Source organism: Haladaptatus sp. AB643, assembly GCF_024136975.1.
Lineage (GTDB): Archaea > Halobacteriota > Halobacteria > Halobacteriales > Haladaptataceae > Haladaptatus.
Genome location: NZ_JAMYJW010000001.1, coordinates 164,355 through 180,204, shown reverse-complemented (window position 1 = coordinate 180,204; position 15,850 = coordinate 164,355). Strand labels below are relative to the sequence as shown.

Annotated in this window: 11 protein-coding genes; 8 read left to right on the top strand and 3 right to left on the bottom strand. The window is 62.0% G+C overall.

Annotated features, from left to right (window positions below; translation table 11 throughout):
• The first annotated feature begins 9 nt into the window (after positions 1-9).
• The 4 genes from NKF25_RS00910 (at position 10) to argS (ending at position 6,165) form a co-directional block, all read left to right on the top strand.
• Positions 10-1,962 (top strand): PQQ-binding-like beta-propeller repeat protein, encoded by a 1,953-nt coding sequence (locus NKF25_RS00910; RefSeq protein ID WP_253224867.1) that lies wholly within the window; start codon positions 10-12, stop codon positions 1,960-1,962.
• A 79-nt stretch (positions 1,963-2,041) separates the two neighbouring features.
• The gene (locus NKF25_RS00905; protein ID WP_253224866.1) at positions 2,042-3,916 is read left to right on the top strand and encodes a twin-arginine translocase subunit TatC; all 1,875 of its coding nucleotides are present in this window, start codon (positions 2,042-2,044) and stop codon (positions 3,914-3,916) included.
• 75 nt (positions 3,917-3,991) lie between these two features.
• Complete coding sequence (locus tag NKF25_RS00900; protein ID WP_253224865.1) at positions 3,992-4,339, top strand: hypothetical protein; 348 nt, start codon at positions 3,992-3,994, stop codon at positions 4,337-4,339.
• 74 nt (positions 4,340-4,413) lie between these two features.
• Positions 4,414-6,165 carry an arginine--tRNA ligase gene (gene argS / locus NKF25_RS00895; RefSeq protein ID WP_253224864.1) on the top strand — a complete coding sequence of 584 codons (1,752 nt, stop codon included), beginning with the start codon at positions 4,414-4,416 and terminating at the stop codon, positions 6,163-6,165.
• A 233-nt stretch (positions 6,166-6,398) separates the two neighbouring features.
• Here the strand turns inward: argS and NKF25_RS00890 are convergent, their stop codons facing one another.
• A complete protein-coding gene (locus tag NKF25_RS00890) occupies positions 6,399-7,961 on the bottom strand; it encodes an AAA family ATPase (RefSeq protein WP_253224863.1) in 1,563 nt (520 codons plus the stop codon).
• Between the two features lie 239 nt (positions 7,962-8,200).
• Between NKF25_RS00890 and NKF25_RS00885 the strand changes: the two genes are divergently transcribed.
• The 3 genes from NKF25_RS00885 (at position 8,201) to prf1 (ending at position 10,940) form a co-directional block, all read left to right on the top strand.
• Positions 8,201-8,995, top strand: a complete 795-nt coding sequence (locus tag NKF25_RS00885; RefSeq protein ID WP_253224862.1) for a YqcI/YcgG family protein — start codon at positions 8,201-8,203, stop codon at positions 8,993-8,995.
• Positions 8,992-9,612 (top strand): cysteine hydrolase family protein, encoded by a 621-nt coding sequence (locus NKF25_RS00880; protein WP_253224861.1) that lies wholly within the window; start codon positions 8,992-8,994, stop codon positions 9,610-9,612. The genes NKF25_RS00885 and NKF25_RS00880 overlap by 4 nt, the downstream gene beginning before the upstream one ends.
• A gap of 86 nt (positions 9,613-9,698) precedes the next feature.
• Positions 9,699-10,940, top strand: coding sequence for a peptide chain release factor aRF-1 (prf1, locus tag NKF25_RS00875; RefSeq protein ID WP_253224860.1), 1,242 nt, complete (start codon positions 9,699-9,701; stop codon positions 10,938-10,940).
• A 44-nt stretch (positions 10,941-10,984) separates the two neighbouring features.
• Here prf1 and NKF25_RS00870 read toward each other — a convergent pair whose 3' ends face one another.
• Positions 10,985-11,776 carry a hypothetical protein gene (locus tag NKF25_RS00870; protein ID WP_253224859.1) on the bottom strand — a complete coding sequence of 264 codons (792 nt, stop codon included), beginning with the start codon at positions 11,774-11,776 and terminating at the stop codon, positions 10,985-10,987.
• A 137-nt stretch (positions 11,777-11,913) separates the two neighbouring features.
• On the bottom strand, positions 11,914-12,321 hold the full coding sequence (locus NKF25_RS00865) for a hypothetical protein (RefSeq protein WP_253224858.1): 408 nt from the start codon (positions 12,319-12,321) through the stop codon (positions 11,914-11,916).
• Positions 12,322-12,480: 159 nt separating this feature from the next.
• On the opposite strand from NKF25_RS00865, the gene ileS reads away from it, so the two are divergent.
• Complete coding sequence (gene ileS / locus NKF25_RS00860) at positions 12,481-15,678, top strand: isoleucine--tRNA ligase (protein ID WP_253224857.1); 3,198 nt, start codon at positions 12,481-12,483, stop codon at positions 15,676-15,678.
• Positions 15,679-15,850 lie beyond the last annotated feature (172 nt).

The window sequence follows — 15,850 nt, the reverse complement described above, 5'->3', positions numbered from 1 at the left end:
GTCCGAAAGATGAGTCGGGGGACGCTCACTAGACGCGGATTCATGGAAACAGCGGGAGCAAGCGTTCCCCTGTGGAACACCTCGAATCTAACCCGGTCGTACGCGCCGAGAGCGAAGACGATGTGGACGGCGGACGTCGATGAACAACTCATACAGCTCACGAGAACCGTCGGTGGGATTTTCTACGCGCAAACGGAGGACGCTGTTCACGCTATCAGCATCTTCGGAGAGAAACGATGGCGATACGAGAAAGAAGACAGATATTCGACCGTTTTCCCGACGGCTGAGGTGGCGTATATCGGCGACGGTGAGACGGTCTATGCACTCTCCGCGATGGATGGAAGCGAGCGATGGCACGAAGAGGGTGGCGACCCGGTCGGTCCGCTGACGCCGACCTCGATTATCACGGGAGGGAAGGAAATCGCCGCCCTCTCGCGGAAAACGGGAAAAGTGAAGTGGTCGGTAGAGCCGCCGAGCGGGAGTTGGCACTCTCACTCCGAGGGGGAGGATGGACACATCTACGCTGGAACGACCGACGGAGACCTCGTCGCGATTTCGACCCGAAACGGTACCGTCGAATGGAACGCTCCTATCTCCGGAGGAGACAGAATTTGGCCGTATACAGTCACCGACGGATTCGTGCTTGCATCGGACTACGAGACGGGAACCCTCTACGTGTTCGACGCTCGTACTGGTGAACCACAGTGGGCAATCGCGTCCAACAAGAACAAGATCGTATTCCCTGGAGCGATAGGGGGAGGAGCGGTGTATTACCCTTCCGGAATGACGCTTCAGGCGTACGCCGTAGCGGACAGAACCCCACGCTGGCACGCTGACATCGGGGCGAACAAATACCGACGAATCCGCTTGTTCGGGGAGACGGTGTACGTCGGAACGCACAAACGGTTGCAAGCGTACGCGACGACGGACGGAACCCTTCGCTGGCAGTTCTCGACCGACGACGACCACTACCATTTTCCAATGGGAACGACGAAGCATTCACTCATCGTTCACAGTAGGAGAAACGGAGGGAAGAAAAAGGACGAGACGACCTACGCATTGTCCCTCAAGGACGGTCACGTACGATGGCAGTACGACCATCCCACCCAGACGATGGGGGACCATCACATCGCTTACGATACGGTGTATTTCAGTACCCCAGATGGGACGATTCAGGCGATTACTAGCCCCGGAAAGTCCCAGTTATACGATACACTCCGCACCGTCGTCTCACCCATCGGATTGGCGACCAGTGGATTCCTCGGCGCGATGCTCCTCGGTGGCGGTTACCGACGCTATCGCACCGGTGACGCTGACGACGAACTCGAATCCGAAGAGGAAGCCGAGACAGTTCCGACGTGGAACGGCTACGAACTCCGCGACCGACTAGACGACGAAACCCATCTCGCTCGCACGCCGAACGACGAGAGCGTTCTCCTCCGGCGATTCCACGACGCACCGGAAGACTTCGAACGGGCCGCGGAAGAGTGGGCGAAGATAGATTTCGACGGCGTACAGTTGGTTCACGACTGGGGTATCGACCCCGAACCGTGGATCGCGGTGGAACGAGTCGAGGGACGAACGTTGGCCGAAGTCGGTGACTCGTTCGATCAGCGAGATATCGTCTCCACGGTCGCTCGAACGGCCGAAATCGTCCATCAAGCGTCCAAGGAAGGAGTCGGACACGAGGACCTCACAGCCGGGAATATCGTGGTGGATTCGGACGTCACGGTCACGAATTGGCGATTTACCGGAACCGACGAATCGGAGGGCGTGAGCGACGAAGAGATCGTTTCTCGACTCGGAAACATCGCCGAGTCGCTGCTGACCCGAAACGACGCGGAGATCTCTGAACCGCTCGCGGACGTGCTCGAAACGGCAACCGCCTCGAACCCAGACGAGCGCTACGAGTCGGCGTTGGAATTCGCGGACATGCTTCGCTGGACGGTGCGGAGCAACTGACGGCCCGTCCGGCGATTGCGAGCAAAGTTGATAGTTGCGCGAGACGATAGTACGCCTGGGACTGCGGGGGGAGATTTGCGTGGGGGCAACCGGATACAATCGACTGATGGGAGTGGCGGGTATCGCGCTTCGGCGGGTTCGCTCGGAGCTACGGGTCGCGTTCGTCGTCTTCGTCGCCGGGTTTCTGACGACGTTCTACGCGCTCCGGTACTGGATATGGCCCGCACTGGAGCGGCGACTGCTGGAATCGAAGGCGATAATCGTCGCGGTGACGCCGTTCGACGTCGTCCTCCTCCAGGGGAAACTCGGCCTCATCGTGGGGGGGCTACTCGCGGCGCTGTTCGTCGTCTATCGGACCCGCCACAGTGAGCGTGGGGAATCGGTTCCCCTGCCGGGGACGAGGCGAACCCGAATTCTCGTGGGCGCGTTGGCAGTGGTTTTGTTCCTCGGGGGTGTGGCCTACGCCTACCTCGTCTTCCTCCCGTTGCTGTTCGATTTCCTCGTGAACAACGCGATTCAGGCCGGGTTTCAGCCGACGTACTCCATCGTGGATTGGACGCAGTTCGTCCTCCTGTTGACGGTGGTGTTGGGACTGACGGCCGAACTGCCGCTGATCATGGGCGGGTTGGTGTACGCCGATATCGTCTCCTACGACCTGCTGCGGAACCGCTGGCGGTACGCGGTCTTCGGCATCGTCGTCCTCAGTTCGATGGTGAACGGGTCGCCCGACCCGTTTTCCATGTCGCTCGTGGCGATTCCAATGACGACGTTGTACTTCGTCGGGTTGGGCTGTGCACGGCTGGTTACGAAGAGAACGGGAAACCGGAGCGGCGACTTCGGCCGTCCCGTCGAACTCGACCTCGCGGGGCTCGACGCCGCTGGGATTCGCGCCGCGCCAGCCGAAGCCTTCGAATCGCTCACCGAACACGAAGCGCTGAAATTGGCGGACGACGCCCTCGATGAGGGGGACCACGAGCGAGCGGCGGCCATCCTCGACCGGTTCGACGGGAAGGATGCGGGAAGCGTGGAATCGTCCGACGACGAATCGGCTGGCGACGGAGAATCGGCTGGCGACGAAGTGAGCACCCAGGGGACGAGCGGCGAGAAGGATGGGCTGACTACAGCAGTCGAGGGGACCGCATCCCGGATGGCGTCGGTGTTCACCGAGGACGGGACGACCGAGGAGGACATCGGCGGTTACTACTACGATATCAGGTTCATCCTCGGAAGTCTGCGGAGCAAATCGTTCCACGTCGCGGCGGTGTTCATGGCCGTCGTCGGACTGACGTTCACGTTCCTCTATGGGGGCGGTATCGGCGCGATAAAGCGGGATTTCCTGACGCGACTTCCGGCGGGTGTGAACCCGGACGCGTTGCGCATCGTCCTCCTGCATCCGGTCGAGGCGCTCGCGTTCGAGATGAAGGTGAGCTTCATCGCCGGGGCACTCGCGGTGCTCCCGATGGTGCTGTACTACGCGTGGCCCGCGGTCGAATCCCGGTTCGAGACTCGCGCCGACCGCGACGTGTTTCTGCTGTGGGGGGCCGCGTTGGCGGTGGGATTCCTCGGCGGAAGTCTCGTCGGCTACGGATACGTCGCGCCGGTGGTCATCTCCTACCTCGTCGCGGACGCACACGCGGCGGACATGATAATCGCCTATCGAACGGGCGCGTTCTTCTGGCTCGTGTTCGCGCTGACCGCGGGCGTCGGCCTGCTGGCCGAGATTCCGGTGACGATGCTGTTGTTCCATCACGGGAACGTCGTCCCCTACCGGACGATGCGGCGGCGGTGGCGGGAGGTCACCATCGCCGTGCTGGTCCTCACGGCCATGCTCCCGGGCGGACTGTTACTGATGTTGTTCATCGGTCTGGCGCTCATGGTCGCATACGGCGTCGGGTTGATCGTGCTGTGGCTGAATTCACTTGGTAACCGGTTGATGCGTGTCGTGACGACGTGAAGACGACACACGTGTTCGTTTCATGTTGCGAACACATTTGTACGATGAACTCGTTGAGGATGATAAATGGTTCCGATGGGCGATTATCCACCGGCGGTCACGGCGGTGCTGTTCTCGGCACTCGTCGCGGTCGTCGGTATGCTCCACTCGATGAGGACGATCAATGGGTCGGCACGAGGATTGCTGATCGTGTGGGTCGCGTATTTTATGCTGACGGTGCTACCGACGTACCTGCTGTTGCGATTCGGCCTCTTTCTGCCGACGATAGTGCTGGTCGTGATCGTCGCAGAGGCGTTGATACGGGGAGACAACGGAACGGAAGTCGAGGGGTTCTACCCGGGATTCATCGTCATCACTCCCGTCATTCTCCTGTTGCTCTGCCTTTTCGCGGGTATCGAGATCGTCCTTCGGAGTTTGGTGTGAGTTGGAATCGACGATAGGCCGTCGGACCTACGAAGACAGAAACCCATTTACTGGCCCACCAGAAACGAACGGGTATGTTCCTGACGTTCAGGGAAGAAGTCGAGGACGCCCTTCTCGCGGCACTCTCTAGCCTCGACCTTCCAACTGACGACCTCGGAATCGAGACGCCCCCGGAGGGTGTGGACGCCGTCCTCGCTTCGAGCGCGGCGTTCCGACTCGCCGGAGAGGTCGGCGCACCGCCACCGAAAATCGCGGCCGACATCGCGGACGAGATCGACGTCGACGGCTACGATCACATCGCCGCCGCCGTCGGTCAAGGACCGTACGTCAACTTCCTACCGAGCCGAGCCTACTACGACGAGACGGTCGAGACGGCACAGGACGACGAGTACGGCCGCCTCGAACCGACCGGCGAGAGCGTCGTGGTCGAGCACACCAGCGCCAACCCGACCGGCCCGGTGCACGTCGGCCGCGCGCGGAACCCGATCACCGGGGACGCCATCGCCCGGATTCTGGATTTCGCGGGCAACGACGTGGACCGTCACTACTACGTCAACGATGCGGGCCGTCAGATCGCGGTGTTCACGTGGGCCTACGAGACGTTCGACGAGGAGGACCTGCCGAAACCCGAGCGCGAGCGCGCCGACTACGACCTCGTACGCTACTACCGCAAGGGCAACGCCTACCTCGAAGAGGCGGACCCGGGGGACGTCGACGAGGCCGAAACGGAGATCGCGTCGATTTTGCAGGGTCTCGAAGAGCACGACGAGGCGACGTACGAGCGCATCAGCGAAGTGGTCGATACCGTCCTCTCGGGTATGTGCGTGACGCTGGATCGCCTCCCCGCCGAGTTCGACGAGTTCGTCAAGGAAACGCGGTTCATGTTCGACGGGAGCACCGACGACGTGGTATCCCGTCTGAAGGAGACGGAACACGCCGTCTACGAGAACGAGGCGTGGCAACTCGACCTCTCCGAGTTCGGCTTCGAGAAGAACCTCGTCTTCCTGCGCTCGGACGGAACCAGCCTCTACACGACCCGCGACCTGGCCCACCACGAGTGGAAACTCGACAACTACGACCGCGCCGTGACGGTCGTCGGGGAGGACCACAAGCTACAGGCCGATCAACTCGCCCAAGCGCTCGAAATCCTCGGCAACGACACCGACAAACTGACCACGTTCCACTTCTCGTGGGTCAACCTCCCCGAGGGTGGGATGAGCACCCGGAAAGGAACCGGCGTCGATATGGACGACCTGCTCGACGAGGCAGAGAAACGCGCCCGCGAGGAGGTAGAGAACCGCATGGACGACCGCATCCGTGACGACAACCTCACCCAAGCCGACATCGACCGCATCGCCCGACAGGTCGGCATCGGCGCGGTTCGCTACGACATCATCTCGAAACAACCCACGAAGACCATCACGTTCGAATGGGAGCGCGCCCTGGACTTCGAAGCCCAAAGCGCCCCGTACGTCCAGTACGTCCACGCGCGCTGTTGCGGCATCATCGACGAGGCCGGAGGCGAAATTCCAGCGGAAATCGACCCGTCCATCCTCGATTCCGAATCGGAAGCGGAACTCATCGAGGTCATCGCGCGCTTCCCCCACGTCATCGAGGAGGCCGCCGAGGATCTGGAACCCCACGCCGTCGCCACCTACACCCGCGAGTTCGCGGAGACGTTCAACACGTTCTACCGCGAATGCCCGGTCCTGACGGCCGAGGACGAGAACGTTCGGGACGCCCGTCTCGCACTCGTCGCCGCCGCGAGACACACCATCGCGAACGCGCTGGGCGTTATCGGCATCGAAGCACCGGAGTCGATGTAACTCCCGGCGAGTCCATTTCCTTCCTTCACTTCGGAAGAGCGAAGCTCTTCCGTGCTCCCGTTCGCAAGCTCACGGGAACTTCGTTCAGTCAGTCGATGGACTCGACGTAGTCCCCCTCGCGTTCGCTCGCGGGACTCCCGGGGAGTAGCCGCTCGAAATCGCGTTACACCACTTTTTGCGGTCGATAGTCGAAAACGGTCCATCCGCTCGCGGTGAAAAAATCACGTGCTCGTTTACCGGAACAGCGAACCGATTCGGCCGAACAGTCCGTCCGTTTCCTCGTCACTATCCACGTCGTCGTCACCATCGGTATCGTCGTCGTCCAATTCCGGACGGACGGGTTCGTCCTGAAACGGGACGGCCTCTATTTCGTCCGCATCGTTCCGCTCCTCGGGTTCGGCTTCGACGATTTCGTCGGGAAGGTCGGTCGGCGTTTCCGTGTCGGGTGTCGTGGTCGATTCCGACGTATCACCGACATCGGGGAGAACGGTGTCGAAATCGTCCGTATCGTCCGCTTCAGCGATGGACTCACCTGGAGGTGTCGCGGTATCGACGGTCTGCTCGGGAGCGGCAGCGTCGTCCGTCGGGAGATCAGCATCGCCAGTTGGGATATCGGGGGTGGCGGCACTCTCCACGGATTCCGGCTCGTCTTCGAGCGGGGCCGCTTCCACGCTCGGTTCGGAACCGTCCGTGTCGCCGGTTTTGATGACTTTTCGGTCGATGAGGTCGTGGACTGGGTTGGGGTTCGACGCCGAATCGGATTCCGTTTCGGCGTCCTCGGTCGGTTGGTCCGAGGGTACCGAGTCGGACGGTGAGTCGGTAGGCACGGAAGAGACATTGGCAGATTCGAACGCATCGGCGGCTTCGAGGTCGAGCGGTCGCTCATCGGGACTGGGGGACGCGTCCGACTCCTCGGAGGGAGTATCGTCGGTCGCTTCGGGGGTCGGCTCGGGCTCCGTAACTGGCGGTTCTTCGGGGGCGCTGGCCCCGAGTTCGAATTCGGCGTCGGCGAGCGAGGGAGAGGGTGGGGAATCGGAGACAGGGGTGGAGTTAGATCGTGAGGTGGGTTCGCCGGACAGTTCGGGGGAGTCCGTCGCGCCGGTGACGATATCCGCGAGTTCCCGGTAGGCCTTCGCGGACGGACTGTTCGGAGAGAACACGGCGAGCGGTCGTCCGGCGTCGAGACCCATCGGGACGGTTTCGTCGTCCGGAACGACGGTGAGAACGTCGTTATCGAGCGTCCCTTCGACGTTGTCGGCGTTGAGGATGTCGTTGCCGCGCTGGGTGAGCACCGCGCCGCGAACCGATCCATCGACGCGGGCCGTGAGTTCGGCTGTTTTGGCCGTATCGCGCACTGCGGCGATGTCCGGAGTGGTAACGAGCAGAACGTCGTCCGCGAGCGAGAGCGGGAGGATGGTGTCGTAGCTGATACCGGCACCGGTGTCGAGGAGGACGTACTCGTACTGTTCGCGCAGGTCGGCGACGACCTGCTGAAGCCCCGCCGTCTGTGACTGTGCGAACGTGTAGATATCGGTGCTGCTCGGAACGACGTCGATCTCGCCGGGGGCGTTGTAGATCGCGTCTTCGATGCCAGCGTCGCCCGAAAGCACCTCGTGGAGCGTCGCGCCGTCGATCTCGAAATCGAGGTAGCCGCCGACGTTCGCCATTCCGAGGTCGGTGTCCACGACGACGACCGAATACTCCGCCGCCGCGAGCATCGCCCCGAGATTGATCGCGGTCGTCGTCTTCCCCACACCTCCCTTGCCGCTTGCAACCGCCAATACTGTCCCAGTCATGGTCGTTATGTCAAACCGAACAACAGCACGTACATAAACCTAGTCCGTTGTTTAGCCCGAATTATAGCACAAACAACACGAAAGAGTTTGTGCTGACGTGGGACGTATCCGGAGCAAGAACCCCCATCCGTCGTGGCTTGGGTGACTCATGTGGAAAAGTTGTTCGAGATTCGACATTCGAATCCCGCGACGAACGGCAGGTCAAAACGCATAGTACGATTCGCTCCCAAAGGGCCTCCATGAACGAACCGGGTATCGACGTGCTGATGGACCAGTCCACCATCCAGCACCGCGTGGACTCGGGTGCGGTACCGGACTGGGCCGCCGCACACTACGAGAGCTTTCGAAACGGTCTGTTGGGAGAACGGAACGGGACACCGTTCCCGTGCTACTTCGGCATCGAGACCGAACAGCAGGGCGACGCGCTGTACACGTTCTGCCCGTCGATGACCGACAAGGACGCGCTCCTCTCGCTCGGTGAAACCATCGCGGAGTATCACGAGATATACGAAGACTACAGCAAGCGTGCGCCACTGACGGTATTCTTCGAACCTCCGGAGGAACAACTCCCGGAGGCTGGCTACCACGAATCCATGTGGCACATCCTGCAGTTCCTCCACGTTCACGACCCGGAACCGTGGCCGGAGGAAATCCCGACCGACCCGGAGGACAACGAGTGGGAGTTCTGTTTCAACGGCGAACCGATGTTCCCGACCTGTCGCGCGCCGTTCTACGAGGACAGAAAGAGCCGGTACTGCCCGGTCGGATTGGAGATCACGTTCCAACCGCGGTCCCTGTTCGACGGCGTGACGGCCGACACGGAGAAAGGACGGCGAGCACGGGAGATCATCCAGGAACGAATGGAGAGCTACGACGGGGTCTGTCCCCACGCGCAACTCGGCGACTGGGGCGTCGAAGGCGACCACGAGTGGCCCCAGTACCTCTTCTCGCAGGACGAGGAACAAGCGCCGGACGAATGTCCGATTCGGACGACTCGGGAACACCCGAAGAGCAGGGTCCTCATCGACGCATGACCGCCGAAACTGACACCGACACCGAATCCGACACCGACTCCGAGTTCCGATCCGAACTCGGCCTCCCGGACGACGCCGTTCTGCTCGCCATCGACTTCCAGCAGGGGTTCACCGACCCCGTGTGGGGCGAGCGTAACAACCCCGATGCGGAGCAACGAGCGGCGGAACTGCTCGATGCGTGGCGACGCGCCGACCGCCCCGTCGTCCACGTTCGGCACGACTCGACGGAGGAAAACTCGCCGCTTCGGGGCGATTCAGAGGGGTTCGCGTTCGTCCCGGAACTGGCACCTACGGACGACGAACCTGCGTTCGAAAAGCGCGTCAACAGCGGGTTCATCGGGACGGAACTGGAGTCGTGGCTCCGCGAAGGGGGGTACGAAACCGTCGTCGTCGTCGGCTTGACGACCGATCACTGCGTTTCGACCACGACGCGAATGGCGGAGAATCTGGGTTTCCGCGCGTTCCTCGTCTCGGACGCGACGGCGACGTTCGACCGAGTGGCACCCGACGGCACCGAGATATCCGCCGAGACGAACCATCAAGTCGCGCTCGCACAACTCGCTGGCGAATTCGCGACCGTCGTGACGACCGACGAACTGTTGGCGACGGTGGCGTGAGTACGGATCCGAAACGGAAAATCGCGGTAGCACGCCGCAAGCGAGGTCAAAGCTTACTTACCAGTTGGAGCGGCTAGAAGGGAGTAATGAGCCAGCAGGAAGGAGAACAGTCCGACAGGAAAAAGTACGAGTTCCAGAAGGTCATCGAGGACTTGAAACAGTACGAAGGCTCGGGGACCCAACTCGTCACTATCTACATTCCGGAGGACAAGCAGGTCAGCGACGTGGTCGCGCACGTCACCCAGGAGCACAGCGAAGCGAGCAACATCAAATCAAAGCAGACGCGAACGAACGTCCAGGACGCACTCACGTCCATCAAGGACCGACTGCGCTACTACGACACCTTCCCGCCGGATCGCGGAATCGTCATGTTCAGCGGTGCCATCGACACCGGCGGCGGCCAGACCGACATGGTCACGAAGGTGCTCGAAAGCCCGCCGGACCCCGTCGAGTCGTTCCGCTACCACTGTGACTCCCAGTTCCTCACGGAACCGTTGGAGGAGATGCTCGGCGACAAGGGCCTGTACGGCCTCATCGTCCTCGACCGACGCGAGGCGAACGTCGGGTGGCTAAAAGGGAAGCGCGTCGAACCCGTCAAGTCAGCGTCGTCGCTCGTCCCCGGCAAGCAGCGCAAAGGTGGTCAGTCCGCCCAGCGTTTCCACCGACTGCGCCTCGAAGCCATCGACAACTTCTATCAGGAGGTCGCGGGGATGGCCGACGACCTCTTCGTCCCGAAGCGACACGAGATAGACGGTGTTCTCGTCGGCGGTCCGTCGCCGACGAAGGACGAGTTCCTCGACGGTGACTACCTCCACCACGAACTCGACCAGAAGGTGCTCGGAAAGTTCGACGTCTCCTACACGGACGAATCCGGACTGTACGACCTCGTCGATGCCGCACAGGAAGTGTTGGCCGACGCGGAGGTAATGAAGGACAAAAAGGAGATGGAGGAGTTCTTCCGCGAACTCCACGAGGGCGACCTCGCGACCTACGGGTTCGAGCCGACGCGCAAGAACCTCGTGATGGGGTCGGTGGACCGCCTGCTCCTCTCCGAGGACCTCCGCAAGGACGTCACCGTCTTCGAGTGTGGCGACCAGGAGGAGTACGAGTTCATCGACCGCCGAAAACAGGACCCGAGCCACACCTGCGAAGACGGGACCGAGGCCGAGATGACCGAACGCGAGGACGCCATCGAGTACCTGATGAACATCGCCGAACAGCGCGGCACCGAGACGAAGTTCATCAGCACGGACTTCGAAAAGGGCGAACAACTGCTGAACGCCTTCGGCGGCGTCGCTGGCATCCTTCGGTACTCCACCGGCGTGTAAGCCGGACTGCTTCCTGTTCTCTCTCTCTGTATCCCGTTCTCCTTTCATTCGCGTTTCGGCATCGTCGAGTAGTGCGACGTGGCGTCGATATCCGGGCGGTCGTCCGGCATCGTGGAGTACGAGAACGTGACCTGCATGTCCGGACGATTTCCGGGAGAAGAACTGCTGTCGCCGCGGTCGGACCCTTCGCCGGAACCCAACTCGCTCTCGGCGATTTGCCCTTTCAATCGCTCGCGGGCGGTCTCGATCCGTTCGCGGAACTCCTCGGCGTTCTCCTGCAGTTCGGACTGGAGTTTCCCTTCGGTCGCCTCTGACGCGATTTCGGCCGTGTCGCCGTCCATCTCGCCGAGTCCGCCGTTGTCGCCGTTGTCGGTCGAATCGCCACTCGACAGAATATCCACCGCGTCGGCCAGTTCCGTTCCCTCGTTCCAGAGGTCCTGCATCTCGTCGGAACTCCAGAACTCGCGGAAGTTGACGGCTTTCACGAGTTCCTTCGTGTCGATGGCCGCCGTCGGGTCGCCGCTCTCGACGGCGTCCGGAACGTCTTCGAACTCGATGGCGTCGGGCAATTTGCCGACATCGACGGTGTTGACGAACGATTCGGCGTCGAACCCGCCGAGCACGTCCTCGGCTTCGTCGATGACGGTCCAGAGGTTCTCGGCGGCCGTGGTAACGTCCTCGAACCTCTCGGCGGATTCGAATGCGTCTTGAAGCCGCTCCAATGCTGTTTCGAGGCGGGTCGAAAGTCGCGTTCGCTCGTCGGAAGACTCACCGTTGAAATCGGTGAGGGACTTTTCGAGTCGGTCCGAGAGGTCGTCGAATTGGACGGTTGACATGGTGGATGGGGTGTGGGCGGCACGGAGTGCCTGACTACGGGTTCCGACGTGAAGAGGGATAAGCAGAGTCGCTAGTATTGAAACGCTGTACCGTAGAGTGGAAGGTTTCGAAATCCGTTACTCGACGGTTGGCCGCCTCATGCGATGTCGGGAAGCCGTCCGTATCGGCGTCGGTAAACGAGGAGATACGTGATCAGAAGGAGAATCACGATGTAGACAGGCGTGTAGAGAACCTGCGTGAACGGGTCAGGCGGTGCGAGTACAACCCCGAGAACCATCGCGCCGATATAGCTGATGGTGAAGATACCCGCGAGACCCTGCCGTCGCGTCGGCGGATATCGTCGCTCGTTGGACGGGCGAACGACGAGGAGATAGTAGAGGGCGACAGGCCAGACTATCGATCCCAAAATTGCCCAATAAAGCGGGGATGAACTGCCGCGTGCGGTCGCATCCCGTCGTAGCCAGTAGAAGAACGACACCAATCCGAAGAGAATTATCAGTAGGAGAGGGACGGCAGTGAGATAGACGATTTCGAAGAGAAGCATGACTATAGATTCGAGTTGGAGTACAAGTATTTTCTGTGCCGATTCACGATGGAGAGGACGCCGCTGTATGGCACCTGCTCGAAATCCCCTCCGGACGGGTCGTACTGGCTCGACTGCATAACCGAACCCACTTTATTGCCGGAAGGACTCACATCGCACATGAGCAGGTTCGCCGAAGTAGACGACCAGTACGAACCGCACTCGGTGGAGGACCGGGTGTTCGAGTACTGGGACGATGTGAACGCCTACGAGAAGACGAAGCAGGCGCGGGAGGGCGCGGAGCGATTTTTCTTCGTCGACGGTCCGCCGTACACCTCCGGCGCGGCGCACATGGGGACGACGTGGAACAAGTCGCTGAAGGACACCTACATCCGCTACAAACGGATGCAGGGCTACGACGTCACCGACCGGCCGGGCTACGACATGCACGGCCTGCCTATCGAGACGAAAGTCGAGGAGCGACTGGGCTTCGAGAACAAGAAGGACATCGAGGAGTTCGGAATGGAGAACTTCATCGAGGAGTGCAAGGAGTTCGCCAACGACCAACTCGACGCGATGGACGAGGACTTCAAGTCCTTCGGCGTCTGGATGGACTGGGACAACCCGTACAAGACGCTGAGTCCCGAGTACATGGAAGCCGCGTGGTGGGGCTTCCAGCGCGCTCACGAACGCGGCCTCGTGGAGCAGGGAATGCGCTCCATCAGCCAGTGTCCGCGCTGTGAGACGGCCATCGCCAACAACGAAGTCGAGTACGAGGACGTGGACGACCCGTCCATCTACGTGAAATTTCCTCTCTCGGATCAGGAAGGAAGCCTCGTCGCGTGGACGACGACGCCGTGGACCGTCCCGGCGAACACGTTCGTCGCCGTCGATGCCGACGGGGAGTACGCCGAAGTTCGAGCGACGAAGGACGGCGAGACCGAGACGCTGTACGTCGGCGCGCCGAAAGTCGAGGAAGTCCTGAAGGAAGGTCGCTACGACGACTACGAGGTCGTTGACGAACTGACCGGCGACGAACTGGTCGGCTGGGAGTACGACCACCCGCTCGACGACGAGGTTCCGAACCACCCGAGCGGCGAAGGGACGCTTCGAGTGTACGAAGCCGACTACGTCGAAGTGGACGGGGACGGTACCGGACTCGTCCACTCCGCACCCGGCCACGGTGAGGAGGACTTCAACCGGGGCCAGGAACTCGGCCTCGACATCTTCTGTCCCGTCGGCGGCGACGGCACGTACGGCCCGGAAGCGGGCAAGTACGAGGGGCAGTTCGTCAAGGACGCCGACGAGGATATCATGGCCGACCTCGAAGCGAGCGGCCACCTGCTCGCGTCCGGCACGGTCCACCACAGCTACGGTCACTGCTGGCGGTGTGATACGGGAATCCTACAGATCGTCACCGACCAGTGGTTCATCACGGTGACGGACATCAAGGAGGAACTGCTCGACAACATCGACGACAGCGAGTGGCATCCGCAGGAGGCCCGCGACGAGCGCTTCCGCAACTTCGTGGAGAACTCGCCGGACTGGAACGTCTCGCGCCAGCGCTACTGGGGCGTGCCGATACCGATCTGGACGCCGGAAGGATGGGACGGGAACATGAACGACGTGGTCGTCGTCGGCACCCGCGAGGAACTCGCCGAGGCAGTGGACCAAGACGTGGACACCGAAGACGTTGACCTGCACCGCCCGACGGTGGACGACCTGACCATCACGAAGGACGGAACGACGTACACCCGCGTTCCGGACGTGTTCGACGTGTGGCTCGACTCCTCCGTGGCGTCGTGGGGCACGCTCGACTACCCGAGTAACCCGGACGACTTCGAGGAACTGTGGCCCGCCGACCTCATCATGGAAGCACACGACCAGACGCGTGGCTGGTTCTGGTCGCAACTCGGCATGGGCACCGCCGCACTGGACGAAGTGCCGTACGACGAGGTGCTGATGCATGGCTGGGCGCTCGCCGAGGACGGTCGCAAGATGTCCAAATCCATCGGGAACATCGTTTCCCCCGAGGAGGCAATCGAGCGCCACGGCGCGGACCCGATGCGCCTGTTCCTGCTCTCGCAGAACCCGCAGGGCGAGGACATGCGCTTCTCGTGGGACGAGATGCAGAACATGCAACGGAGCCTGAACATCCTCTGGAACGTGTTCCGGTTCCCGCTGCCGTACATGCGACTGGACGACTTCGACCCGAGCGAGGTCGACGTGCAGGACGCCGAAACGGAACTCGTGGACGAGTGGCTTCTGTCCCGGTTACAGACCGTCACAGCGGAGATGACCGAGGACTGGGACGACTTCCGACAGGACCAAGCGCTCCGCACGCTGCTGGACTTCGTGGTCGAGGACGTCTCGCGGTTCTACATCCAGGTCGTCCGCGAGCGCATGTGGGACGAGGCCGACAGCGCGAGCAAGCAGGCCGCCTACGCGACGTTCTACCACGTCCTGAAGGAACTGGTCGCCCTGCTCGCCCCGTTCGCCCCGTTCATCAGCGAGGACATCTATCAGAACCTCACCGACGACGAGGGCGAAGAGAGCGTCCACATGCTCGACTGGCCCGAGGTGGACGAGTTCTGGCAGGACGAGCAGTTGGAGGAGGACGTGGCCGTCCTCCGCGCCGTCGAGGAAGCGGGCGCGAACGCCCGTCAGCAGGCCGAACGGAAACTCCGCTGGCCCGTCTCACGAATCGTCGTGGACGCGCGGGACGAGTCGGTCGTCCACGCCGTCGAGAACCACGGCGACCTGCTCGCCGACCGCCTGAACGCCCGCGAAGTCGAGTTGGTCTCGCCCGACGAGGGGTGGGGCGAACTCGCCTACAGCGCACAGGCCGACATGAGCGTGCTCGGTCCCGCCTTCGGCGGCGACGCCGGACAGGTCATGAACGCGCTCAACGAGGCGCGCGTCACGGAACCCGACCTCTCCGCGCTCGAATCCGCCGTGGAGGACGCGCTGGGCGAAGACGTGGAACTGGACGACGAGATGGTCGAGTTCGTCACGAAGACGCCCGACGACGTGTCCGGCGCGTCGTTCGACGTCGAGGGCACGGAACTCGGCGTCGTCTACGTCGATACCGCGCTCACGGAGGACATCGAGAGCGAGGGCTACGCCCGTGAAGTCATCCGCCGCGTGCAGGAGATGCGAAAGGAACTCGATCTGGACATCGAGGAAGCGATCACCCTCGAACTCGACGTGCGCGACGACCGCGTGGCCGAGTTGGTCGAGCGCCACATGGACCTCGTGAAGGACGAGGTTCGCGCCGAGAGCGTCGGCACGGTCGAGGACGGCCATCGAAAGACGTGGGACGTCGAAGGCGTCGAGATGGAAATCGCCATTGCGCCGCTGGCCGAAGCGGAAGCGTAGGAAACCGACCGCGAACGCAGAGCGTTCGCGGGCGCGAGTGCGACCGTCAGGGAGCACGACGCGCTTTTGGTCCAGATTTTACCAGCGACCGAGCGGATGCGAGGGAGTGCAGCAAAAGGTGGATTGCAATCGCGCCGCTGGCCGAAGCGGAAGTGTAGGAGCCGATTACGAG

What these genes read in the sequence shown, in the direction of transcription:
- NKF25_RS00870 (WP_253224859.1), bottom strand. Translation starts at nt 11,776, where the DNA reads ATGTCAACCGTCCAATTCGACGACCTCTCGGACCGACTCGAAAAGTCC.
- NKF25_RS00900 (WP_253224865.1), top strand. Translation starts at nt 3,992, where the DNA reads ATGGGCGATTATCCACCGGCGGTCACGGCGGTGCTGTTCTCGGCACTC.
- NKF25_RS00885 (WP_253224862.1), top strand. Translation starts at nt 8,201, where the DNA reads ATGAACGAACCGGGTATCGACGTGCTGATGGACCAGTCCACCATCCAG.
- NKF25_RS00890 (WP_253224863.1), bottom strand. Translation starts at nt 7,961, where the DNA reads ATGACTGGGACAGTATTGGCGGTTGCAAGCGGCAAGGGAGGTGTGGGG.
- argS (WP_253224864.1), top strand. Translation starts at nt 4,414, where the DNA reads ATGTTCCTGACGTTCAGGGAAGAAGTCGAGGACGCCCTTCTCGCGGCA.
- NKF25_RS00880 (WP_253224861.1), top strand. Translation starts at nt 8,992, where the DNA reads ATGACCGCCGAAACTGACACCGACACCGAATCCGACACCGACTCCGAG.
- NKF25_RS00910 (WP_253224867.1), top strand. Translation starts at nt 10, where the DNA reads ATGAGTCGGGGGACGCTCACTAGACGCGGATTCATGGAAACAGCGGGA.
- ileS (WP_253224857.1), top strand. Translation starts at nt 12,481, where the DNA reads ATGAGCAGGTTCGCCGAAGTAGACGACCAGTACGAACCGCACTCGGTG.
- prf1 (WP_253224860.1), top strand. Translation starts at nt 9,699, where the DNA reads ATGAGCCAGCAGGAAGGAGAACAGTCCGACAGGAAAAAGTACGAGTTC.
- NKF25_RS00865 (WP_253224858.1), bottom strand. Translation starts at nt 12,321, where the DNA reads ATGCTTCTCTTCGAAATCGTCTATCTCACTGCCGTCCCTCTCCTACTG.